Genomic DNA, 21598 nt, shown 5'->3' on the forward strand with positions numbered 1-21598 from the left:
GCAGGCGCGATGCCGCTACTGGCAAAGGCGGGCATTGAACCCGATATGGATGAGGGACTAATCTCGCTGGACAATGAAAAGGGAGCGTCGGAATTTGTTACATCCTGCCGCAAGCTCCGGTTGTGGGCGCGGGAAAATGCCGTCAAGCTCTGATCTCGCAGCATACAACTGATGTGAAGAGATGTTCGAACTGCAAACACAAGCGGGCCGGCCCAGCTGGGCCGTTTACCACGCGTATTGGAATGTGGAGAAATTGGTAATCGCCCATGAAGAACATTGCTATTGTCGGCACCGGTCCGACCGGGATCTACACTTTCTTTTCGCTGCTCAAATTCGCAGAGCCAATGTCCATCTCGATCTACGAGAAGGAAGATGAAGCTGGCGTAGGCATGCCTTATAATGACGATGAGAACAGCCGGATGATGCTGGCCAACATCGCCAGCATCGAGATTCCGCCGATTACCTCGACCTATCTGGACTGGCTGCGCAAGCAGGACGAGACGCGTCTCGCTCGATACCGGGTCGACAAGGAAGGTCTTCACGATCGACAATTCCTGCCTCGCATTCTGCTGGGCGAATATTTCCGGGATCAGTTTCTGGCTCTTGTCGAGGCAGCGCGTCGAAAAAACTTTGAAGTCGAAGTGCACGAATCCTGCGAGGTCACGGATATCGAAGCCACGGCCGATGGTGTCAAACTCTGGACTGAGGGGAAGCTCGATTCGAAACTCCTCGATCTCGTCGTCATCGCCACCGGCCACGTCTGGCCCGACGGCGACGAAGCAACGCGCAGTTATTTTCCCAGCCCCTGGTCTGGACTGATCGAAGCCAGGATACCAGCGTGTAAAGTGGGCATTATGGGGACATCGCTCAGCGCCATCGACGCAGCAATGGCGGTCGTTGCCCAACATGGAAGCTTTATCGAGGAAGAAGACGAAAACCTGCGCTTCGACCTTGACCCGGACAGTAAAGGTCTGGCGATAACGCTTATGTCCCGTTCAGGCATCCTGCCAGAAGCGGATTTTTATTGCCCGATCCCTTACGAGCCCTTGCAGATTGCCACGGAGCAGGCGATCAACAGGGAGATCGAGAGCGGTGCCAGTGGCTTGCTTGACAGGATATTTGCCTTGGTCGCGCGCGAAATCGAGGACGCCGATCCGGCCTGGAGCGAGCGTGTTTCGCTTTCGGAACTCAACGCTGACAGCTTCGCTGATGCCTACTTTGCCGACCGCCAAAACCACGATGCGTTCCGCTGGGCAGAATACAATCTCAAAGAAGTCGAGCGCAACAAGCGGGAGAAGCATACCGTCCCCTGGCGCTATGCAATCCTTCGGCTGCACGAGGTCGTTCAGGAGATTATTCCGCGTCTCAATGAAGAGGACCGCAAGCGGTTCGATACAGGACTCTGCAAGGTCTTCGTCGACAACTATGCTGCAATCCCGTCGGAATCGATCCGCAGGCTACTGGCGCTGCGCAAGGCCGGCCTGATAGACGTCCTCGAACTAGGGCACGATTACGACATGGAGGTAAGGAACGATCACACCGTCATCGCCATCGGCTCGGAAGTACGGACATTCGACGTGTTCATCGACGCCCGAGGCCAGAAGCCACTCAAGACGAAGGATTTGCCGTTTCCGTCACTGCGCCGGCAACTCGTTTCGGTCGGAGAGGATATTCCGGAGGTCTCAGACGACTACACTCTGCTGGTACCGGACATTGCATGTGGCAAGATTGCGTTCGGCGCGCTGCCGTATCTGATGCACGACCAGCCCTTCGTGCAGGGAATTACGGCAAGTGCCGACATTGGAGCAGCAATGGCCACTGCTGTCAGTGAACTAAAACACCAAACGCGCCGGCGGCTTCCTTTTATTGATCTCTCCTGATCGAAGCTGAAACATTGACGGGTCAGACAGATACGCCCATGCGAGCGGCCTGGATTATATCTTCGATCAATTCACGCCTTGCACGTTCTCTCGCGACACTGTCGTTTAACCGCAAGATATAGGATGGATGCCAGGAGATCAGCACCGGTCCACCATGTAACCCGATTTCAGCCTGACCGCGTCGCGAAGTAAGAGGAGCGTTGTTATCCGTCAGAGCGAACGCCGCAGAGGCCCCCAACGCAACCACCATGCGTGGACGGATGAAAGCCAATTCGAGCCCCAGCCACCAGCGACAATGCAGAATTTCCTGCCGGTCAGGATTTTGATGCAGGCGGCGCTTGCCACGCGGCATGAACTTGAAGTGCTTAACTGCATTGGTCAGCCATGTCTGCCTGACTTCTGCTCCTGCTGCAACCATGGCTTCACGCAAGAGGTGACCTGCCGGACCTACGAACGGTCGACCTTCCAGATCCTCACGATCACCCGGCTGTTCTCCTACAATCATGAGCTCAGCGTCTTCGGGCCCCTCACCCCAAACAGTCTGGGTTGCGGCCTCGCATAATCCACATCGCCGACAATGTCCGGCAGCCGCTCGCGCTTCGACCATTGTCTGAGGGAACTCGGGCGTTTGCGGCATCGCAGCGCGATAACGGGTCGAAATCGCGACTGCGCCAGCCGCTGGTGACGTTTCTGCGGCCGCGCGCATTCGCTCCACTCGCGACTCGGCATCTCGTAACATATCTGGAATCAGGCGCGTTTCGGGTAGGTTCTTCCAATACTTCTTAGGCATTTCCGCGCGCATCGCATTCAACTTTACCCGTGCCGGATTGAAGATGTTCGCGAAATAGGTGCCCCAAAGCGTTTCGGTGGCATCTTCCGATAAGTCAGGGCGTGAACCGCCTGGATGGTAGCTAAGTCTGCCGGCTTCAAATCGAGCTGTAAGCCTTGGCGTGGCGATCACCCAGTCCATATCCGCGAAACGCTTTGCGAAAAAGGAACTACCCGGCTCGACTATATTATGCTCCGGCTCAAACCAAGCAGCAAAGCGACGACGCAATCCAGTCTCAGGTAATTCGCGAAACCGTACGAAAGCATGCATCTTGTGGATATCACGACCAACCGATTTTGCCATGAGATGCAGCCGCCGCCCAAGCGGGTCCGCATGGCTTAAAGGTTCTCCCGCGTTTCGGTCAAGCCGCCACAACGCCTGATAGAGCAGTCCGAACCGTTCCGGATTAGAATGCCAGATAACCGAATGCGCAAGCTTCAAAAACCCCTGCGTAACGCTTGCCTTATGCTCACCAGGCGCATTGGGCAGCGACGCCCCATCAAACAATCCGTCTGCTCCGCTCCAATCGATATCATTTGGCTCGATACCATGTGATATCGCGATGCGCGCCATCTCACGCCACGCATCGAAGGTGCCGCCGTCGGGTAGTTTAACGGAATAGATCATAATAGCCGCAGTTGCTCAGCGGGAGGTGCACATCGAGCGCGTAAATCGACGTTGTCGATGAGCCGCCCCGGCGACCAGCCAGGTGTCATGATAAAAGGGCGTGCCTTGTTCATGTTGGCACCTATCCGCACCAGATCTTCGTATCTTAAACCGCCGTTCTGGCGCGCAACGATTATGCGATCCACCGTGCGGGTGCCAAATCCAGGAACACGCAGCAGCAATTCACGGCTTGCACGGTTTACATCCAGAGGGAACAGGCCACGGTGCTGTATGGCCCAGGCAAGTTTTGGGTCCAGTTCCAGATCAAGATGACCAGCCTTCATGCCGGTAGCGATTTCCTCGGCAGTGAAACCATAAAAACGCAAAAGCCAATCTGCCTGATATAGGCGGTGTTCACGCAGTAGAGGAGGCTGGATCAAGGGCAGAGCTGCGGAGGCGTCCGGGATCGGGGAGAATGCTGAATAATAAACCCGTCGCAGCTTGTAACCACTGTAAAGCCGTGTCGACATTTTGAGGATGGTCACATCGTCTGCCCCATCCGCGCCGATGATCATCTGCGTACTTTGCCCGGCCGGTGCAAACCGGCGCGGCTTACGCCCGGTATGGGTCTTATCTTTTGCCGCCTCGCCTTCCAGCCGCACTTGTGCCATCGCACCACGGATCGTTTCAGGGCGTTTTTCCGGAGCGAATTTGCGCACACTTGCGTCCTCCGGCAATTCGACATTAATCGATAGCCGATCAGCCCAAAGCCCGGCCTCCCGGATCAAGTCCGGACTTGCATCGGGAATCGTCTTGAGATGGATATAGCCGCGGAAGCCGTGACCCTCCCGCAATGTCCGCGCGATGCGTACCATATCGGACATGGTCTGGTCGGGGGACTTGATGATGCCCGAGGACAAGAACAGGCCCTCGATGTAATTGCGTCGATAAAATTCCAGCGTGAGTGAGACAACTTCCTCGACTGAGAACCGCGCCCGTTCCACGTTCGAGCTGACCCGGTTTATGCAATAGGCACAGTCGAAGATGCAGAAGTTGGTCATAAGAATTTTCAGCAGGCTGATACAGCGCCCATCCGGAGTGTAAGCATGGCAAATCCCTGCGCCTCCCGACGATCCGACACCGCCCTTGCTTGCATCGCGCTTCTCGCCACCGCTTGACGCACAAGATGCATCGTATTTTGCCGCATCCGATAGGATGGCAAGTTTATCCTGAAGGCTCTTTTTCACCATGTGAGCGAAGATACATGTTCATGTTTTGTTCGTCAATAAAAGAGATTTTTTTGCGGATCGCTCACCACGACGTGACCTGTCGCCTGCAAATCTGTTCCCGAAGCCACCGACGCACCGATCTTCCCGATTTCCCAAATGCCAATAGACACCCGATCGAAGTGGGAAAGCGTGCGTCTAATGGCGGCTGCCTTCGACATAAGCCTCGCAAGCGGCCCCCTGCAGGACACGCGCGACGGCGGCAAAGACCTCTTCGCGTTCCTTGATGCTGAGGTCTTTGATGAGTTTTATCTTCTCTTCTCTTCTCTTCCCTATCCGGTCTCACTCTGAACAGACGTGGGATATTGACCGATCTCATCAAGCCTCGGTCACGACAGAGCTAGGATAGAGGAAATTTCTGTTCAAGACCTCAGTGAAGCTTGAACTCGCCTTCGACGCGGCGCCATTCATTCGGTCCGATCAAGCACTGATGCGTATAGCGGACAGAATGGAGCGGGCCTTCAAGCCTGGACTGCCAGAAATCCAGGAACCTGTGCATCTCAGGAAAATCGGGTGCCAGATCGTAGTCCTGCCAGACATAGGTCTGCAGCACGGATTCGAAATCAGGAATGCGATAGAGGATGTGCGCGGTGGTGAGGCCGTAGCCATTGAGCTGACGTTCCAGATCCGATGAGAATTGCATGCTTCATCTCCGTTTCATGACACTGTGAAGTGTGTCGCAAAATTTCACGACCATCAACGGATTTTTAGACGCAATCGCGCCGTTTATTGTTCCTTTCCAGTATGTTAGTAGCATCAGAAGACGAGTGCTAATTTTTTCGTTTCTCCCTCTTGAAATCGAAAAATCTCAAAACCAGATCATTTTGCGCAAAATGCTCGACTTGAGGTTTTGCACCCGCCTGGACCGATCATTCGGTCCGGCCAGAGGGAACAACGTCATCATTTTTGCTCAACGGAGGAAAACATGTCGTTCCGACCGCTTCATGATCGCATTCTCGTCCGCCGGGTCGAATCCGAAGAAAAGACCAAGGGCGGCATCATCATTCCCGACACCGCCAAGGAAAAGCCGCAGGAAGGCGAAGTCATCGCCGTAGGTCCCGGCGCGCGCAACGATGCCGGCCAGATCCAGGCGCTCGACGTCAAGGCCGGCGACCGCATCCTGTTCGGCAAATGGTCCGGCACCGAGATCAAGATCAACGGCGAAGACCTGCTGATCATGAAGGAAAGCGATGTCATGGGCATCATCGAAACCCAGGCAGAGCAGAAAAAAGCTGCCTGAGGCGATAACCCGTCAATCCAACCCATCAGTCAAATAGCTGCCTATTGAGGAGTTAGAGAAAATGGCTGCGAAAGAAGTCAAGTTCCACACCGATGCCCGTGAACGCATGCTGCGGGGAGTCGACGTACTGGCCAATGCCGTGAAGGTCACGCTCGGTCCAAAGGGCCGCAATGTCGTGATCGACAAGTCCTTCGGTGCCCCTCGTATAACCAAGGACGGCGTTTCCGTCGCCAAGGAAATTGAACTGGAAGACAAGTTCGAGAACATGGGCGCCCAGATGCTGCGCGAAGTGGCATCGAAGACGAACGATCTCGCCGGCGACGGCACGACAACCGCGACCGTGCTTGCCCAGGCCATCGTTAAGGAAGGCGCCAAAGCCGTCGCCTCCGGCATGAATCCGATGGACCTGAAGCGTGGCATCGATCTCGCCGTCGATGCGGTTGTCAAGGAGTTGAAGACCAACGCCCGCAAGATCACCAGCAATTCCGAAATTGCTCAAGTTGGTACCATCTCCGCCAACGGGGATACGGAGATCGGTCGTTATCTTGCCGAGGCGATGGAGAAAGTCGGCAACGAAGGTGTGATAACGGTCGAAGAAGCCAAGACCGCTGAAACCGAACTCGAAGTCGTCGAAGGCATGCAGTTCGATCGCGGCTATCTCAGCCCCTACTTCGTCACCAACCAAGACAAGATGCGGGTGGAACTGGAAGATCCCTATATCCTGATCCATGAGAAGAAGTTGTCGAACCTGCAGGCGATGCTGCCGGTTCTCGAAGCCGTGGTCCAGTCCGGCAAACCGCTCGTCATCATCGCTGAAGACGTCGAAGGGGAAGCTCTTGCAACGCTCGTCGTCAACAAGCTGCGTGGCGGCCTCAAGATCGCTGCCGTCAAGGCTCCTGGCTTCGGCGACCGCCGCAAGGCCATGCTGGAAGACATCGCCATCCTGACGGGAGGAACCGTGATCTCGGAAGACCTCGGCATCAAGTTGGAAAACGTCACCCTCAACATGCTCGGCCGGGCGAAGAGAGTGGCGATCGAGAAGGAGAACACCACCATTATCGATGGCGTCGGTTCCAAGGCGGAAATCGATGGCCGCGTTGCCCAGATTCGGGCTCAGATCGAGGAGACAACCTCCGACTACGACCGCGAAAAGCTACAGGAACGTCTTGCCAAGCTTGCCGGGGGCGTTGCCGTCATCCGCGTCGGTGGCTCGACGGAAGTCGAAGTGAAGGAGAAAAAGGACCGCGTCGACGATGCGCTGCATGCGACCCGCGCCGCGGTAGAGGAAGGCATTCTCCCGGGTGGCGGTGTCGCTCTCCTGCGTGCCGTTAAGGCGCTCGAGGGCCTTCCGATCGCGAACGACGATCAGCGTGTCGGCGTCGAGATCGTGCGACGGGCGATTGAAGCACCTGTTCGCCAGATCGCCGAAAATGCCGGTGCCGAAGGTTCGATCATTGTCGGCAAACTGCGTGAAAAAACCGACTTCTCCTATGGCTGGAACGCCCAGACCGGCGAATATGGTGATCTTTATGCTCAGGGTGTCATCGATCCGGTCAAGGTTGTGCGCACTGCGCTGCAGGACGCAGCCTCGGTTGCCGGTCTTCTGGTGACAACGGAAGCGATGATCGCGGAGAAGCCCAAAAAGGAAGCCACTCCAGCCCTGCCGGCTAGCGCCGGCATGGATTTCTAAGCGATTGTCTTTGGCTCGCCTCCGCTGGGGGCGAGCCTCCAATGAGGAGATGAAACATGGTTCAGACTACAATCAAGCGCTCACCCCAACCACTCTATTCTAGAGACCTTGTTGTCTGTCAGAGGGTTTTCGATGACATTCGATCGAGAGCTGGAGTTACCAAGGAAACTGAGGAAGCGGAGCGGATGGCGGCCATCACTGTGGAATTATACAGGCAAGGTGTTCGCGAACCGAGCCATCTAAAAACAATGGTCGAGGCCGCGCGAGGCGTGTTCGATCACCAGGCGCACTAACGACCTGCGCCACATGCAACCGAAACCATCCACTTGGCATCAAAAGGGGGGTCAACCTATGAGAAAGGAAAGATTGCAAAATTCGATTCCGGAGAAACCAGCAGCAATTAGCGCCGAGCATCTGCATCATCCGGCCCAACATTTCGGTCATCCCCGAGACGTTCTTGCAGCCGACGATATCGACATAGACGAGAAACGCGCCATTCTTGCGTCGTGGGCATCTGACATCTTTGCCATCGATTCCAGTCCGACCCTTCGCCTTTATCCTGGAACCGATAAGGCCGTCTCATATGACGAGATCATCGAAGCGCTGAAGACGCTGGACCTGTCTGATCGGCAAGGGCGAGGCGCTCAAGTATCGAAGAATGCACGGCAAAATCCGCAGCTAATCCGTCGAACGGCCAGCGCTACCAGATGTTTCACCAATCGCGGATTAAAGCCCTGTACGGGCCTTTGAAGTTAGCGCATCATCAAGAAACCGGACGGCATTGAGGATCGCTTGATCCGCTTCAGGCAGGAGACCGGCCAGCAGATGCCAGACATGGACATGCCCGGCCAGACTTCGAGCGACGTGCGCACCCGTGCCTCGCCCAGATTGGACGCAAGACGGATCGCATCGCTAAGCATGACCTCGTTTTCGCCGATCTGGATCAGCACCGGCGCCAGATCGTGAACATCGGCGAAGACTGGAGAGGCATCAGGATGTGTCGGCAATTCACCGGCGAGGAACATGCGCGCTAGCTTGTTCAGGAATTCCACGCTGCAAAGCGGATCGATCCCATCGCGCACGGTGGCTGACCGCCCGCTATGGGTCAGATTGGCCCAGGGCGAAAAGGCGACACCTGCCGCAGGCAATGCGATCCCCGCATCGCGGGCCTTGCGCATCATGGTGACGACCATAGCGCCACCAGCGGAATCGCCCGCAAGAACGAGATTTTTCGGATCAACGTCCGATGAGAGAATCGCGCGATAGGCGGCAAACACATCATCAATCGGGGTTGGAAACGGAAATTCCGGTGCCTGACGATAATCGGGTGCATAGATCTTCGCATTCAAGGCCTTGGCCAATCGTCCAGTCAGACCACGATAGCCCTCGACACCGCCATGAACATAGCCACCACCGTGGATATAGAGCAAGACCCGTTGAGGTTCCGAGCCTTCAGGAACAGCCCTCATCGTCGGCACGGAATCCAGCGTGGCGGTTCCATAGGAAACGTCTTTAAGCGCGGGAAACAGGTGGCCAAGACCGCTCATATAATCAGTACGGACTTGCGCCCAACTGGCTTCTGACGTGCCGTGAATCTTTTCTACCACGGGACCCGCGGCCTCGATCCAGCCGTTGAGGGCCGCCTGTGCATTTTCGTAGCCTGCAACTGCTCGAAGACCTTGCCGAAGCCGGGGCGAGCATTCGTCAGAATCAGCTTCGACCGCACGGCACACTGCGCCTGACGGTCTCCGAAGGCTACGGGAAGGCGAAAATCATTCCCTACCTTGCAACCTATCTCGAAACCGCACCCGATCTGGCCGTGGAAGTGAGCTTCACCGACCGGCTGGTCGATCTTGTCGAGGAAGGGTTCGACCTTGCGATCCGGGTCGGGTCGGTCGCGCCGAACGGGCAGTATATCACGCAGGTGATCGACCGGGCGCGGCTCGGAATTTACGCTTCGCCCGAATATCTCCTCAAACAGGGCATACCGGCCAGCGTCACCGATCTGGCGCATCACAAGCGGCTGGTCTATGGATTAGGCTCGACATCAACGGTATGGAGCCTGCCCGGCGAAGACGGGCAGCCCGTCACGATCCATGGCGGTGCCCATGCCCGCTTTGACAGCGGCGACGCGATCCGTGTGGCCGCGCTCGCGGGCCTTGGGATCGCGCTTCTGCCTTCATTCATCATTGAAAAAGACATCGAGCACGGCAATCTGGTGGAAATCCTGCCGGAAACCGCAATGAACGAAGTCGCCATCCATGCGATTTATCCCAGCAGGCGTCACCTTTCGATCCGCACCCGAAGCTTCATAGAGGGACTGAGGCGTTCTTTCAGTTAGGCCGCGCCATACCGTTCAATTTGGCTCATTCACATTTATGGTCAGGGATAGACCCGCCATAAGGATGATGAATGCGCCAAACCCCAGCACAGTATCGAAAACACCAATCTGGCCTGCGGCATATCCGGCGATCATCGCCAGAAGCGCGTTCGGCAGATAGCTGGCAATGTAGAAGGACGAGATCAGGCCGGCGCGTTCTTCGGGCCTTGCACGCGCCACCAGACCGCGCAATACGCCAAGGAACCCGGCGCCAAAGCCGATGCCTGTCGGCAGTGAACCAAGCAGAAGCAAGACAGGGCTGTGAAAAAGCGCACCAAGCAGGACGATCCCGGTTCCGGCAATAATCGTCAGCCCGGCCCAGTTGCGAGCGCTTGCAGCCGAACGGTCGCGGAACAGCATGACGGCACCTGCACCCGCCAGAGTCAGAATTCCGACCGCAGCGCCACTCAGCCACGCCATCGACGGTCCTGTCGCCATTTCATGCAGAAGTCCGGGCAACAGCGACAGGAACAGCGCGCCCAATCCCCAGACGGCGACATTCAGCGGGATGATGCGGAGAAACATTCCCCGCACCTCGGTCGGAATCTCGACCTTTGGCCGCAGGGACAAGCCTTTGCTGGTTCGATTCCGGAAAGTCTCCGCTGAAAGCAAGGTGCGCAGGATCTGGATCAGGGAAAGCCCCAAGGTCAGCGCATAGACCAGCCGCAAGGGCAACGGCGCGAACTGAATCAGTACACCCGCCCCGATCGCGCCCAATGCCATGCCGACCATAGGCGCTAAGCTGTTGATCACCGCACCCGCCTTGTGATCGACATCCAGAAGCGCTGCCGCAACCGCCGTGGTCGCGATGCCTGTGGCAAAGCCCTGAACCAGACGCGCCGCCACGAGCCAGCTTCCGCCGTCCGCAACGAGGAACATGACAAGTGCTGCGCATTCCACCGCGAGCGCCGCCACGATGACAGGCCGTCGGCCATAATGGTTGGATAAAGCCCCCAGAAACAACAGCGAGACGAGCAGCGTGCCGACATAGACCGCGAAAATCACGCTGATCAGAAAGGCCGAAATGCCCCAGCTTGCCTGATGAAGCGGAAAGAGCGGCGTCGTCATGCTCGATGCCGCGAAAAACAGAATGATGGTGAGGCCGTGCAAAGCAAGGGCGGATGATCTTTCCGCCCCACCCCGCGTCTCGTTACAAAGGGTGGTCATGTCAGCGATTCCATGCTAAAAGCGAATTTGTTGCGTTTGTAGCGCAAATTGACCACTAAAGCAAATTATTTGCGTTAGTGGCGTTTGATGCGTCATGCCATACCGTGGAAGACCTTGAATTGTCCTTGAGAGATCAAACAGATACAGCCCCTGCCCCAATCAGCCGACCGGGAGGCCGCGCGGCGCGGATACAGGCCGCCGTTCTGGAAGCCGTGGAAACACTGCGGCAGGAAAAGGCCGCATCCGAGATCACCGTGCCGATGATCGCGGCCCGCGCAGGCGTCACGCCCTCGACCATCTACCGCCGTTGGGGTGATCTTTCACAATTGCTGGCCGATGTCGCCGTGCGGCAGTTTCAGGCTGATGCCCTGCCGCCGGATAGCGGTAACTGGCAAAGCGACCTTGGCCTTTGGCTTGAACAATTCGTCGATGAAATGAGTTCCGGCCCCGGACGCGAATTGCTGCGTGAAGCGCTGGCCGGAAGCTCGACCGAACGTGCGGGCCAATGCACGGAATGTATCCTGCGCAACCTCGCCAGCATCATTGCTCGCGGTGTCCGGCAAGGCGCAACCCCGCCCGACGCGGAAACCCTGCTCGACCGAGTCGTGGCACCGGTGATCTACCGGATATTGTTCACGAAAACACCTCCCACCACGCGATATGCCGCAGGACTGCTGCGGCAGTGCCTTGATGGAGAGATAGATTGACTTTCGCCGCCTGCCTGAATCTTTCGGTCAATGGGTAGCCGCTACGGCTTCCAGTTGCGCGGGTGCCATAAGCGCGAATGCGGAGCGCATCTCGCGCGCCTCTTCTCCGGGACTGCGACCGAAAAGCCGTTTGAACTCGCGGTTGAACTGTGACGCGCTTTCATAGCCGACCCGTGCCGCAGCGCCCGCAGCCGTTACATCGTCACGGATCATCATAAGGCGCGCCTGATGCAGGCGAACCGACTTGATATATTGAATGGGTGAAGTTGCTGTAACCGCCTTGAAATGGGCATGGAACGCGGGAGTGCTAAGGCCTGCTTCACTTGCCAGCGAGCTCACATCGAGCTGCTGCGCGTAATCGCTATGAATGCGCCGCAGAACACGCGCGATGCGTCCGAAATTGCCATGGCTTGCCAAGGCGGCCCGGATCGCACCGCCCTGCCCGCCCACCAGAACGCGGAAACACAATTCCCGCACGATGGCAGGCCCCAGCACCCTTGCTTCCAGCGGCGAACACAATGCGCGAAGCAGCCGCACCGTCGTATCGGCCAGTGTGGCGTCCAATGGCGTGGAAACGATGCCGGCGGGCGGGCTTGCCGGACTGGTGGCCTGTTGATCGACCTCGATGATCAGATCGGCCACGGCGGTCATGTCGAGACGAACGGAGACAGCCAGCAAAGGCTCTTCGGGGCTGGCTTCCGTCTCTGTCGAGAAAGGCAGCGGGACGGAAAGCACCAGATAATGCTGTGCATCGTAATGATAGACCTGATTGGCCAGATAGCCGCGTTTGTGCCCCTGACAGACGATCACGATGCTGGGCTCATAAAGCACCGGCGTGCGGCCCAGCGGATGATCCGCCCGCATCAGGCGCACGCCATCGAGCAGCGATTTCGTATGACCCTCATGCGGAGCAAGCTGCCGGATCAGCGACGCCATCTCGGCTTGCCGCGAGGTATCCGACTTGAATTCTCTCGTATTTATGTGCCGGTTATCCATACAAAATGGATACAATAACACGCATATTATCTGCAATAGGCATCAAAAGAAATAGTTTTAGGCAATGATGCAAGAGGCTTCGGTCTAGCTCGCTCCGCACCGCCTAACTAACTTCTTTCTCGTTCAAACACCCTCTGCGGTGCCGCATGCGACTGCCGCGGGAAAGGAGGAAAAAACATGGATATATCACCAGATGCCAAAGTCATTCTTTTGACTGGTGCCAGCAGCGGCATTGGCGAAGCCACCGCCCGCCATCTGGCCCGAATGGGCCATCATCTCGTCATAGGTGCGCGTCGCACCGAACGTCTTGCAGTATTGCAGAAAGAATTGCGGGCCGAAGGCTGTGAGGTTGACACCGTGGAACTCGACGTCACACGGCTTGAAGGCCTTCAGCGCATGGTTGATTTCGCGCGCGAACGGCATGGGCAAATCGACGTGCTGATCAACAATGCCGGCGTCATGCCGCTTTCCCCTCTGGCGGCGCTAAAAGTCGATGAATGGAACCGCATGATCGACGTCAATATAAAGGGGGTCTTGCACGGCATTGCAGCCGTCCTGCCGGTCATGCATGCAGAGGGCAAAGGGCACATCATCAACATCGCTTCAATCGGCGCGCATGCCGTCTCGCCCACTGCCGCAGTCTATTGTGCAAGCAAGTTTGCAGTACGCGCCATTTCAGATGGTCTGCGTCAGGAAACCGACCAGATTCGGGTGAGCGTCATCAGTCCCGGTGTCGTGCAATCTGAACTGGCGGATCACATCACTGATGAAACGGCGCGCGCCGCCATGGAGGAATTTCGCCGTGTTGCCCTGCCCCCGCAGGCGGTGGCGCAGGCAATCGCCTATGCGATCTCGCAACCGGACGACGTGGATGTCAGCGAAATCATCGTGCGTCCCACTGCCAGCCCCTTTTGAGCGACAAATCCCAATCGACAAGGACTATCATGTCACAGACAATGACAACATCACCCCAACACGACCTGCCCTTTGCAGGCAGGGTCGCTATCGTCACCGGTGCCGCCAGCGGCATCGGCCTTGCGACAGTCGAGCTTCTTCACGCTCAAGGCGCACGTATCGTGGCGGTCGGCCGTAGCGATAATGTCAAGGCCCTCGCCCGCGACAGCATCGTGCCACTGGTTGCGGACGTCGCGCAGGAAGCGAGCGCGGCACGTGCGGTGGATACAGCGCTTTCAGAATTCGGGCAACTGGATATTCTGGTTAACAATGCCGGTATCATCATCAACCGGCCCTTGGCCGAGATGAGCCTTGATGAGTGGAACCAGGTGCTTGCGGTCAACGCGACTGGTGCCTTCTTGTTTTCGCGTGAAGCCATGCGGGCGATGATGCCTGCCCGACGCGGGGCAATCGTCAATATTGGCTCCTATGCCTGCTTCCAGTCCTTTCCCGGCATTGCCGCCTATGCGGCATCCAAGGGCGCGCTGGCGCAACTCACCCGCACGTTGGCGCTTGAGGCCATCGGCCACGGCATCCGCGTCAATGCGGTCGGCTCAGGTGATGCAGTGACCAATATCACGAATGCAATCCAGCCAGATGGCCGCGCCTATCTTGCCGAACATGGCCGCAAAGCACCGATCGGTCGCGCTGCTTCCCCTGAGGAAATCGCTGAAGTCGTCGCTTTCCTCGCCTCGGACCGCGCAAGCTACATAGTGGGTGCCATCGTCATGGCCGATGGCGGGATGAGCGTGGCCATTCAATAATCAACAAACAACAGGAGTATCCATTCATGCAGCAACAAACTCAAAACAAGGTCTGGTTCATCACGGGGGCTGCGCGCGGCATCGGCCTTTCTCTGGCACGGCAGGCCATGGCCAAAGGCGATAGCGTGGCCGCCACCTCGCGCACGCTCGAAAGCCTGCGGCAGGCATTTGGCGACGACAGCGCGCAATTTCTGGCACTGGAAGTCGATCTCGTCAGCGAGGCAAGCGTGAAAGCCGCCATCGACAAGACCATCGCCAGTTTCGGTCGCATCGACCGCGTGGTCAACAATGCCGGCTATGGTCAACAGGGCGCTGTGGAGGCGCTGAGCGACGCCGAACTGCGCCGCAATTTCGACGTCAACGTCTTCGCGCCCCTGCATGTGCTGCGCCATTCATTGCCGCATCTGCGCAGGCAGCGTAGCGGCCATATCTTCAATGTGGCATCCATCGTCGGCTTTCAGGGTGGTTATGCCGGATGGGGCAGTTATGTCGCGAGCAAATTCGCGCTTGCCGGTCTGACCGAAACCCTTGCCGCCGAACTTTCAGAACTGGGCATCAAGGCGACGGTCGTCTATCCCGGCCCGGTGCGCACGGGGTTCCTGTCGAAGGACAGTCTCGTCGTGGCCGAGCGCTCCATCGACGATTATACTGAAGCTCAGGCTTCGCTCGATCTGCATCTCAACGAGTTGGACGGCAAGCAGGCGGGCGATCCCGAAAAAGTGGCGACGCTGGTCCTGCAGGCGGCAAGCGTGGCCGAACCGCCGGTGCATCTGTTTGCGGGCAAGATCGCCAATATGCTGGCCGAACAGAAGATGGAAGCCGTGCGCAAGGACATCGATGCATGGCGTGGCGCGTCAGACGCCACCGACTTCGACGAATAACCGCATGAATAAGGCCCTCCGCAGGCATGGCTTGCGGCGGGCCATCAAATTCACGATGGATCTGTATCATGTTTGACGAATTTCCGGCTGAACAGGCCTATCGCATTCTCGAATCCGGCCCAATCCTGCTTGTATCCACGCGCGGGACGGATGGTTCCGCTAACCTGATGACCATGGGCTTTCACATGATGATAAGCCACGATCCGGCATTGGTCGGCGCCATCATCGGTCCGTGGGATTACAGCCATCAGGCGCTTTTAGAAAGCCGTGAATGCGTGCTGGCCGTGCCGACTGTCGATCTGGCGGAAAAGGTGGTGGATATCGGCAATTGTTCAGGCGAAACGCTCGATAAATTCGAGCGTTTCGGCCTCACACCCGTCGCTGCAAAAACCGTGAACGCGCCGCTGGTGGGCGAATGCTGGGCCAATCTCGAATGCCGCATCGCGGATGATGGATGGTCGCAACGCTATAATCTGCTTGTGCTGGAGGTCCAGCGCATATGGGTGGATAACACACGGCAAGAAAAGCGGCTGATCCACCATAAGGGCGATGGCCGCTTCAGCGTCGACGGCGAGATGATCGATCTGGGCGAACGCATGGTGAAATGGCGTTATCTCATGGATTGATCCGTCGGCTCTGTTTTGCTAACAGCGTCGCACGCTCATTCGAAAGCACGGCGCTATAATTTATTAAAGCTTTGTATAATATTTCAAAAGTCGACTCTAATTATAGCGAATGCTGTACGCAAACTTAAACATCATGCCCGATAAGGTTAGCCCTCGCCACATGCTGGCGGGTGTCATTTCACAGCTGGAAATAGTACCCAGGCAATCGCAGACAGCCTGATATCTGTAAGGTGAATTCACGCCGATATTCATAAAAGGTGAAAGAGCGCCTGTACAACGGTTAAGTGCAAATTCCACTGGCAGACAGCACGTTATCGAAACTGCTACAGTCAAACGGCGAAGCCTGCAATCCTGAAACACCTCTGCCGGAAGCTCGACGGTGATCTTGACCGGCTTATCGTCAGGAATCGCGGAGAGTTTCAGCTTGGTCATGTCGGCTCCTTCGCCGCGCCATATATCTGCATCTGTAAATCCCGCTGGACGATCACGCGCACCAGGAAGCCCGGCCGGATGGTGAGCGTCGGCTGGATGTTGAGCCGGCGTCGCACGATCTGCTGGCCGACGTCGGATGCGGTATCCTGCGCGCTTTCGCGGATCGCCTTGGCAATCTCGGCCTCGTCATTGCTGGAACCGATTTCCGTGCCGATATCAAGCAGCGTCGAGAGGGCCGCGGCCCTGAACAATTGGCCCCAATGGTAATCGACGCCATCCTCCAGACCGGAGTAGCCTTGCGGATCAGCCCCTGAAGGCGTTCGAGCACGATGGATGTACCGTCCGGCATGATGAGCCGGTTCCATACCAGCAATACGCGGGACTGACCGAACGCGACCTGGCTGTCATACTGACCGATCAGGCGGGAGCCTTGCGGGATCAGCAGGTGGCTCCCGGTCGGGCTGTCATAAACGTGTTCCGTGACCTGCGCGATGATCTGGCCGGGAAGATCGGACTTGATGCCGGTAATCAGCGCGGCGGCGATCACGGTTCCGGCCTGCACGATATAGGGCGACGCCTTTTCCTGCACGCGGTCAGCGCTGACGGTGCGGTGGTCGTTATCGGCGTTGACGAAGGCAAGTTTGCGATCCTGCATGTTCTGCGCCGAACCGGAATCGAGCGGCGGGGTTTCGGCCGCAAGAGCGAGACCGGTCGCGGAATCTATGCCCGAACCTGTTGCCGTCGCCGCCGTAGTGGATGCGACCTGCGGATTACCGGCAGTCCGCTCTCCACGGCTATCGGTGAAGAGTTTCGCCTGCCGCGCCGCCTCGATCTCGGCAAGCCGGCGCTGCTCTTCGGGATCGACGCGCGGCGTCTGGATATTCGGCGCCATGGACGCCGTCATTGACCAAAACCCGCGAGTGGAAGCGCGAGAGGCTTTGGCCATTTTGACGAGCAGCATCAGAGGTCAACCTTTTGACTCCCATCCGCCACGCATCCAAGTAATATTTAAGGAGAATATTCCAGAGCTTTAGAAGCCCTGTCTATTCCCGATAAAGACGCAAAGGATACCTGTTTCAAAAAACAATTCTAGGTCACTTTCAAGTCGATAGTTTTGAACACGATCCATCAAAGGTCTCACATACATCTAGCTTACCCGCGCGCAACACGCTGGGAGCTGGAACAAGGCAAATAACATGGCACTTCAATCAATCTTGCAATGCGCTGATTGCCAGTCAACAACGGGTCTTCACAGCCATCCGGTGTTCAATACCGTGCTTGTTGAACGTGGCATCCCTCTTAAAGAGTGCTGTACAGGTATTGCGCGGTAAACAGATCGAGATGCCCGCCGCCAACATTTTTGTAGACGGTGATCTGGCGGTCGTCGCTGCGGCCTGGATGTTTTCCCTGACATAGCTCAATCAGATCAGCTTCGATTTGCTCATGGTTGATAAGTCCTGTAGCGAGCGGAATTCCGAGTTCACCCGAACCATCACAGCAATGGCGCGTATCGACAAATACCCGTCCGGCACGACGGAACACGTCATCATCGGCTTCACGCATGTCTGGCATATAGGCACCGATCAGATCAACATGAGCGCCCTCTTTGAGGAGTTTTCCCTTAACCAGCGGACTGGTCGACATGGTGACACACGATATCACTTCCGCCTTCGAGACTGTGTTATCGAGATCCTCCACGGCAACGATGTTGACGCCGGCAATGTCAATTCGGCTGGCAAGTTTTTCCGCCCTGTCGAAGTTGCGGTTCCAGATAAAGACTTGATCGATCGACGGTCGGCTGGCGCAATGAGCCTCCACCACATGGGGCGCTAGCCCCCCGGCACCAACCACCAGCAAGGTACGGGCGTCCTTGCGCGCCAGCAGGCTGGCGCCAAGTGCCGAATCTGCCGCCGTCTTCTTGAAGGTTTCAATGGCGCCATCACAGACCATGAGTGCTTCGCCGGTCTGACCGCTGAACAGCGTTACCGTGCCCTGGATCGAAGGTTGGGCCACAGGAAGTTTGACATTCGCAGGGAAAACACCGACCAGCTTGACGGCAACCGCCTCCCCTTCGAGCCAAGCTACCAGGGACACAAACTGGTTGTCTGCGCTTTTCCGATCCTGAAGCACGGTAGTGTCGCTTTGCGGTCGTTTGCCGCTCGCATGCGCTTGACGCAAGGCTTCGATCAATCCCGGATAATCGAGCGCGGCTTCGGTTTGCTGTGCATTGAGAATTATCATCATTCGTTCCTGTCACGCCACGCGCTTCAAAAAACTTTTAGTACGCGGATGTTGTGGATTGCCCATAACCTTTTTAGGCGGGCCGGATTCAACAATCACGCCACCATCCATGAAAATCAGAAGGTCGGCGACTTCGCGAGCGAAGTTCATTTCATGCGTGACGACAATCATGGTCACGCCATCTTCGGCCAACTGGCGCATCACCGCCAGAACCTCACCGACCAGTTCCGGATCAAGAGCTGATGTGGGTTCATCAAAAAGCATCAGCCGAGGCTGCATCGCCAATGAACGGGCAATCGCCACGCGTTGCTGCTGCCCACCGGAGAGCTGGTCGGGATAATAATTCGCGCGCTCGGTAAGGCCGACTTTTTCCAGCAGCTTCATCGCCGCGGCGGTGGCCGACTGGCGACCTATCTTGCGTACGATCATAGGCGCCTCGATGATGTTTTCCACCACGGTCTTATGGGGGAAGAGATGGAAGCCCTGGAACACCATGCCCATTTTCTGGCGCTGGCGTGCCAGTTCGTTGAAGGACATCGTATAAAGCCGCTCACCCTGCCAACGCATGCCGATCGGCTCGCCTTCGAGCAACACGGCACCGGAATCCGGCACTTCGAGATAGTTCAGGCAGCGCAGCAATGTGCTTTTGCCGGAGCCGGATGGGCCGACAATGCAGGTCACGTCCCCCTTTTCCACCGTCATATCGATGCCGTCGAGCACCCGGTGATTGCCAAAAGATTTGGTCAGTCTTTCCACCTGCAACAGTGGCAAGCTCGCGGGCGTTTCACTCATTTTTGATATCCAAGCGCAAATTTGAAGGGGAGCAGTCTGGACAGGAATGACGCGGAACAGGTGATCTGCCGGGATTTCAGGTGGTTCTCGATATGGTGTTCGATGATAGTCAGGGCGGTTGACAGGATGAGATACCAGATCGTAGCCACGATCAGCAGCGGAATGGTCTGATATGTGCGCGAATAAATCATCTGCGCCGAATAGAGCAGATCGGGCAAGGCAAGCACGCTGACCAGCGACGTGAATTTCAGCATTGAAATGGTGTCATTGCCGATCGGCGGAATGATAATACGGATTGCCTGCGGCAGCACGATGCGCTTCATGATCTGAAACCGCGTCATGCCAAGTGTCGCGGCGGCCTCGGTCTGGCCCGGATTGATCGCCTGGATGCCAGCGCGGATGGTTTCGGCGGCATAGGCGCTTTCTGTAAAGGACAGGCCAAGCAGTGCTGCACTCATCGGCGTGATCAGCGTGTTCATGTCCCAGGACCACAAGGTCGGCCCGAACGGGATGCCAATGGTCAGATTGGGAACCAGAAGCGCCAGATTGTACCAGAAAATCAGCTGAACCAGGGGTGGAACGCCGCGAAAGAACCATATCCACAGCCAGCTTGCCCATTGCAGCACCGGATTGGCCGAAAGGCGCATCACGGCCAGTATGATGCCGATTGCAAAACCGAAGATCATTGCGGCAAAAGTCAGGAACAGCGTGCGCGCCAAGCCAGCGAGAATGTCGGGATGAAACATGTAGCGCACAACAATGTTCCATTGCAGGTTCTCATTGGTCGCCAGCATATTGGCAAAACTCAATGCGATCAGAATGAGCACGGCGCCGGTGATCCATCGAGACGGATGGCGCACGGGTATCGGTTTGACACTATGTATATCCGGCCGGTGCGCGACCGTCTTTGCTGTTCTTGCCATGATTTACTCCAGACTACCGTATCGTGTTTAGCGAAATTCGTATTCGAACTTACCAAACCCGCCGGCCCGTGTTCCGGGCCGGCCCTTGCGTAATGGACCGCGGCTGTATTCGCACCGCCGCCGGCTGACAGGCGTTCTCCTTCAATCGGCCCTGACTATTTTGGCTCCGGATTGTCCTTAGTAACCAGCACCGCCTTTTCCAGGGTGCCGGCGCCATCAACGCCCCACTTTGCCATGATTTCCTTGTAGGAGCCGTCATCGATCATGGACTGGATGGCATCACGGAAAACTGGCCCAAGCGCATCACCCTTGCGCACGCCAATGCCGTTGAAGACCGGATTGCTGACCAGTTCAGATACGCTGAAGCGCCCCGTAATCTTGGCCATATAGTGCATTTTTGCCGATCCGGCCGCCACCATCTCAACACGCCCCGAGGACACAGCCAGTTCGGCGGCGTTCTGGGTGGTGAATTGCTGCAGGTTAATCGGCTTCTCACCGGCGGATTCGCACAATTCCGCGCTCTTTTCCTTCAGATATTGGTAGTCCCAGGCGCCTGTCATCACTGCAACGCTCTGGCCGCACAGATCTTTTTCCGACTTGATGGAAAAGTCTTTGCCTTTCAAGAAGGCATAGGCGGTACCTTCCTTGCGCTGAGGAATGAAATCAAGCGAATCAAGCCGTTCCGGCGTCACACCGAAGGAAGAAAATCCGGCGTCAAAACGCTTGCTGGCCAGTCCCGGAATGATGGCGTCGAAACTGGTTGCGGTAAATTCGAATGGTACGCCAATGCGTTCCGACATGGCTTTGGCCATGTCGATGCTCCAGCCTTTCAGGACGCCGTCTTCGACAAACTCGTCCGGTGGCCAGTCATTGAAGGCAGCAATCTTGACGCCCTTCCTGTAATTCTCCGGCACAGCGTCCTGTAGTGCCTTGATCGGTGCGGCATGCACCGAGGTGATGCTGGCGGCCGTGGCCAGCGCCGCCAGCGCTACCATCATGCGCCGGGATGCGGTTTTGCGACGATTGGTCATTTATCTCCCCTTTGATTGGAACTTTATCCCCGTGCGAGGCTCGTCTTCTACTTGCGTTGCTGAGAATGATATGCGAACGTTCTCACAATATAGCCATTGATTGAACGCATCCGTCAAGTTGAAAGTTGAGATCAGGCCCATCATCGCCTATGAAACGGTACAGGTATTGAGCA

At 56.9% G+C, this 21598-nt stretch carries 22 protein-coding genes and 2 pseudogenes; 12 read left to right on the forward strand and 12 right to left on the reverse strand.

All coding sequences use genetic code 11. From position 1 onward, the window contains the following. The first annotated feature begins 266 nt into the window (after positions 1-266). Positions 267-1880 carry an FAD-NAD(P)-binding protein gene (locus ACOWVS_RS20625; protein ID WP_006469962.1) on the forward strand — a complete coding sequence of 538 codons (1614 nt, stop codon included), beginning with the start codon at positions 267-269 and terminating at the stop codon, positions 1878-1880. Between the two features lie 22 nt (positions 1881-1902). Here ACOWVS_RS20625 and ACOWVS_RS20630 read toward each other — a convergent pair whose 3' ends face one another. Then, a complete protein-coding gene (locus ACOWVS_RS20630) occupies positions 1903-3336 on the reverse strand; it encodes a UdgX family uracil-DNA binding protein (RefSeq protein ID WP_075042216.1) in 1434 nt (477 codons plus the stop codon). Next, complete coding sequence (locus ACOWVS_RS20635; RefSeq protein ID WP_006471527.1) at positions 3333-4562, reverse strand: putative DNA modification/repair radical SAM protein; 1230 nt, start codon at positions 4560-4562, stop codon at positions 3333-3335. Before ACOWVS_RS20635 ends, ACOWVS_RS20630 begins: the two co-directional genes overlap by 4 nt. Positions 4563-4742: 180 nt before the next feature. Here ACOWVS_RS20635 and ACOWVS_RS20640 point away from each other — a divergent pair, with 180 nt between their 5' ends. Further along, complete coding sequence (locus ACOWVS_RS20640) at positions 4743-4892, forward strand: hypothetical protein (protein ID WP_022569095.1); 150 nt, start codon at positions 4743-4745, stop codon at positions 4890-4892. A gap of 79 nt (positions 4893-4971) precedes the next feature. Here ACOWVS_RS20640 and ACOWVS_RS20645 read toward each other — a convergent pair whose 3' ends face one another. Beyond that, entirely contained in the window at positions 4972-5244 is a 273-nt protein-coding gene (locus ACOWVS_RS20645) for an usg protein (RefSeq protein WP_006469958.1), read from the reverse strand. Positions 5245-5526: 282 nt separating this feature from the next. On the opposite strand from ACOWVS_RS20645, the gene groES reads away from it, so the two are divergent. From groES to ACOWVS_RS20665, 4 genes are all read left to right on the forward strand, one after another. Then, entirely contained in the window at positions 5527-5841 is a 315-nt protein-coding gene (groES, locus tag ACOWVS_RS20650; protein WP_006471526.1) for a co-chaperone GroES, read from the forward strand. Between the two features lie 61 nt (positions 5842-5902). Continuing rightward, a complete protein-coding gene (groL, locus tag ACOWVS_RS20655; protein WP_006469956.1) occupies positions 5903-7531 on the forward strand; it encodes a chaperonin GroEL in 1629 nt (542 codons plus the stop codon). Between the two features lie 56 nt (positions 7532-7587). Beyond that, the gene (locus tag ACOWVS_RS20660) at positions 7588-7824 is read left to right on the forward strand and encodes a hypothetical protein (RefSeq protein ID WP_006469955.1); all 237 of its coding nucleotides are present in this window, start codon (positions 7588-7590) and stop codon (positions 7822-7824) included. Positions 7825-7882: 58 nt separating this feature from the next. Continuing rightward, positions 7883-8281, forward strand: a complete 399-nt coding sequence (locus ACOWVS_RS20665; protein ID WP_006471525.1) for a hypothetical protein — start codon at positions 7883-7885, stop codon at positions 8279-8281. A gap of 2 nt (positions 8282-8283) precedes the next feature. Here the strand turns inward: ACOWVS_RS20665 and ACOWVS_RS20670 are convergent, their stop codons facing one another. Then, positions 8284-9138 carry an alpha/beta hydrolase gene (locus ACOWVS_RS20670; RefSeq protein ID WP_006469953.1) on the reverse strand — a complete coding sequence of 285 codons (855 nt, stop codon included), beginning with the start codon at positions 9136-9138 and terminating at the stop codon, positions 8284-8286. A 38-nt stretch (positions 9139-9176) separates the two neighbouring features. Here ACOWVS_RS20670 and ACOWVS_RS20675 point away from each other — a divergent pair, with 38 nt between their 5' ends. Beyond that, positions 9177-9872: a substrate binding domain-containing protein gene (locus tag ACOWVS_RS20675; RefSeq protein WP_006469952.1), complete on the forward strand. Its 696-nt coding sequence runs from the start codon at positions 9177-9179 to the stop codon at positions 9870-9872. A gap of 15 nt (positions 9873-9887) precedes the next feature. Here the strand turns inward: ACOWVS_RS20675 and ACOWVS_RS20680 are convergent, their stop codons facing one another. Further along, positions 9888-11078, reverse strand: coding sequence for an MFS transporter (locus ACOWVS_RS20680; RefSeq protein WP_006469951.1), 1191 nt, complete (start codon positions 11076-11078; stop codon positions 9888-9890). Positions 11079-11203: 125 nt separating this feature from the next. Between ACOWVS_RS20680 and ACOWVS_RS20685 the strand changes: the two genes are divergently transcribed. Further along, the gene (locus ACOWVS_RS20685) at positions 11204-11785 is read left to right on the forward strand and encodes a TetR/AcrR family transcriptional regulator (protein ID WP_198510842.1); all 582 of its coding nucleotides are present in this window, start codon (positions 11204-11206) and stop codon (positions 11783-11785) included. Between the two features lie 27 nt (positions 11786-11812). Here ACOWVS_RS20685 and ACOWVS_RS20690 read toward each other — a convergent pair whose 3' ends face one another. Further along, a complete protein-coding gene (locus ACOWVS_RS20690) occupies positions 11813-12721 on the reverse strand; it encodes an AraC family transcriptional regulator (RefSeq protein ID WP_006471521.1) in 909 nt (302 codons plus the stop codon). Positions 12722-12958: 237 nt separating this feature from the next. Here ACOWVS_RS20690 and ACOWVS_RS20695 point away from each other — a divergent pair, with 237 nt between their 5' ends. From ACOWVS_RS20695 to ACOWVS_RS20710, 4 genes are all read left to right on the forward strand, one after another. Further along, positions 12959-13696: an SDR family oxidoreductase gene (locus tag ACOWVS_RS20695; RefSeq protein ID WP_006469948.1), complete on the forward strand. Its 738-nt coding sequence runs from the start codon at positions 12959-12961 to the stop codon at positions 13694-13696. Between the two features lie 29 nt (positions 13697-13725). Further along, the gene (locus tag ACOWVS_RS20700; RefSeq protein WP_006471520.1) at positions 13726-14499 is read left to right on the forward strand and encodes an SDR family NAD(P)-dependent oxidoreductase; all 774 of its coding nucleotides are present in this window, start codon (positions 13726-13728) and stop codon (positions 14497-14499) included. 26 nt (positions 14500-14525) lie between these two features. Then, complete coding sequence (locus ACOWVS_RS20705) at positions 14526-15380, forward strand: SDR family oxidoreductase (RefSeq protein ID WP_006469946.1); 855 nt, start codon at positions 14526-14528, stop codon at positions 15378-15380. 68 nt (positions 15381-15448) lie between these two features. Beyond that, on the forward strand, positions 15449-16006 hold the full coding sequence (locus tag ACOWVS_RS20710; protein WP_006471519.1) for a flavin reductase family protein: 558 nt from the start codon (positions 15449-15451) through the stop codon (positions 16004-16006). Positions 16007-16354: 348 nt separating this feature from the next. Here ACOWVS_RS20710 and ACOWVS_RS20715 read toward each other — a convergent pair. The 6 genes and pseudogenes from ACOWVS_RS20715 to ACOWVS_RS20740 all read right to left on the reverse strand — a co-directional run. Further along, positions 16355-16438 (reverse strand): annotated as a pseudogene (locus tag ACOWVS_RS20715) (DUF2274 domain-containing protein); the annotation flags it as partial. Beyond that, positions 16435-17330 (reverse strand): annotated as a pseudogene (locus ACOWVS_RS20720) (TrbI/VirB10 family protein); the annotation flags it as partial. The pseudogenes ACOWVS_RS20715 and ACOWVS_RS20720, both read right to left, overlap by 4 nt. A 407-nt stretch (positions 17331-17737) precedes the next feature. Further along, the gene (locus tag ACOWVS_RS20725) at positions 17738-18679 is read right to left on the reverse strand and encodes an ornithine cyclodeaminase (RefSeq protein ID WP_036565065.1); all 942 of its coding nucleotides are present in this window, start codon (positions 18677-18679) and stop codon (positions 17738-17740) included. Between the two features lie 12 nt (positions 18680-18691). After that, positions 18692-19471: an amino acid ABC transporter ATP-binding protein gene (locus tag ACOWVS_RS20730; RefSeq protein WP_006469942.1), complete on the reverse strand. Its 780-nt coding sequence runs from the start codon at positions 19469-19471 to the stop codon at positions 18692-18694. Beyond that, the gene (locus tag ACOWVS_RS20735; RefSeq protein WP_006469941.1) at positions 19468-20394 is read right to left on the reverse strand and encodes an amino acid ABC transporter permease; all 927 of its coding nucleotides are present in this window, start codon (positions 20392-20394) and stop codon (positions 19468-19470) included. The genes ACOWVS_RS20730 and ACOWVS_RS20735 overlap by 4 nt, the downstream gene beginning before the upstream one ends. Before the next feature lie 155 nt (positions 20395-20549). Next, positions 20550-21425 carry a transporter substrate-binding domain-containing protein gene (locus tag ACOWVS_RS20740; protein ID WP_006469940.1) on the reverse strand — a complete coding sequence of 292 codons (876 nt, stop codon included), beginning with the start codon at positions 21423-21425 and terminating at the stop codon, positions 20550-20552. Between the last annotated feature and the right edge of the window lie 173 nt (positions 21426-21598).

This window comes from Brucella sp. IR068 (assembly GCF_049065885.1).
In the GTDB taxonomy this organism is placed as follows: Bacteria; Pseudomonadota; Alphaproteobacteria; order Rhizobiales; family Rhizobiaceae; genus Brucella; species Brucella intermedia.

What these genes read in the sequence shown, in the direction of transcription:
- ACOWVS_RS20730 (WP_006469942.1), bottom strand. Translation starts at nt 19,471, where the DNA reads ATGAGTGAAACGCCCGCGAGCTTGCCACTGTTGCAGGTGGAAAGACTG.
- ACOWVS_RS20735 (WP_006469941.1), bottom strand. Translation starts at nt 20,394, where the DNA reads ATGGCAAGAACAGCAAAGACGGTCGCGCACCGGCCGGATATACATAGT.
- ACOWVS_RS20680 (WP_006469951.1), bottom strand. Translation starts at nt 11,078, where the DNA reads ATGACCACCCTTTGTAACGAGACGCGGGGTGGGGCGGAAAGATCATCC.
- ACOWVS_RS20640 (WP_022569095.1), top strand. Translation starts at nt 4,743, where the DNA reads ATGGCGGCTGCCTTCGACATAAGCCTCGCAAGCGGCCCCCTGCAGGAC.
- ACOWVS_RS20725 (WP_036565065.1), bottom strand. Translation starts at nt 18,679, where the DNA reads ATGATAATTCTCAATGCACAGCAAACCGAAGCCGCGCTCGATTATCCG.
- ACOWVS_RS20705 (WP_006469946.1), top strand. Translation starts at nt 14,526, where the DNA reads ATGCAGCAACAAACTCAAAACAAGGTCTGGTTCATCACGGGGGCTGCG.
- ACOWVS_RS20660 (WP_006469955.1), top strand. Translation starts at nt 7,588, where the DNA reads ATGGTTCAGACTACAATCAAGCGCTCACCCCAACCACTCTATTCTAGA.
- ACOWVS_RS20630 (WP_075042216.1), bottom strand. Translation starts at nt 3,336, where the DNA reads ATGATCTATTCCGTTAAACTACCCGACGGCGGCACCTTCGATGCGTGG.
- ACOWVS_RS20700 (WP_006471520.1), top strand. Translation starts at nt 13,726, where the DNA reads ATGTCACAGACAATGACAACATCACCCCAACACGACCTGCCCTTTGCA.
- groL (WP_006469956.1), top strand. Translation starts at nt 5,903, where the DNA reads ATGGCTGCGAAAGAAGTCAAGTTCCACACCGATGCCCGTGAACGCATG.
- ACOWVS_RS20665 (WP_006471525.1), top strand. Translation starts at nt 7,883, where the DNA reads ATGAGAAAGGAAAGATTGCAAAATTCGATTCCGGAGAAACCAGCAGCA.
- ACOWVS_RS20645 (WP_006469958.1), bottom strand. Translation starts at nt 5,244, where the DNA reads ATGCAATTCTCATCGGATCTGGAACGTCAGCTCAATGGCTACGGCCTC.
- ACOWVS_RS20710 (WP_006471519.1), top strand. Translation starts at nt 15,449, where the DNA reads ATGTTTGACGAATTTCCGGCTGAACAGGCCTATCGCATTCTCGAATCC.
- ACOWVS_RS20695 (WP_006469948.1), top strand. Translation starts at nt 12,959, where the DNA reads ATGGATATATCACCAGATGCCAAAGTCATTCTTTTGACTGGTGCCAGC.
- ACOWVS_RS20740 (WP_006469940.1), bottom strand. Translation starts at nt 21,425, where the DNA reads ATGACCAATCGTCGCAAAACCGCATCCCGGCGCATGATGGTAGCGCTG.
- ACOWVS_RS20690 (WP_006471521.1), bottom strand. Translation starts at nt 12,721, where the DNA reads ATGGCGTCGCTGATCCGGCAGCTTGCTCCGCATGAGGGTCATACGAAA.
- groES (WP_006471526.1), top strand. Translation starts at nt 5,527, where the DNA reads ATGTCGTTCCGACCGCTTCATGATCGCATTCTCGTCCGCCGGGTCGAA.
- ACOWVS_RS20625 (WP_006469962.1), top strand. Translation starts at nt 267, where the DNA reads ATGAAGAACATTGCTATTGTCGGCACCGGTCCGACCGGGATCTACACT.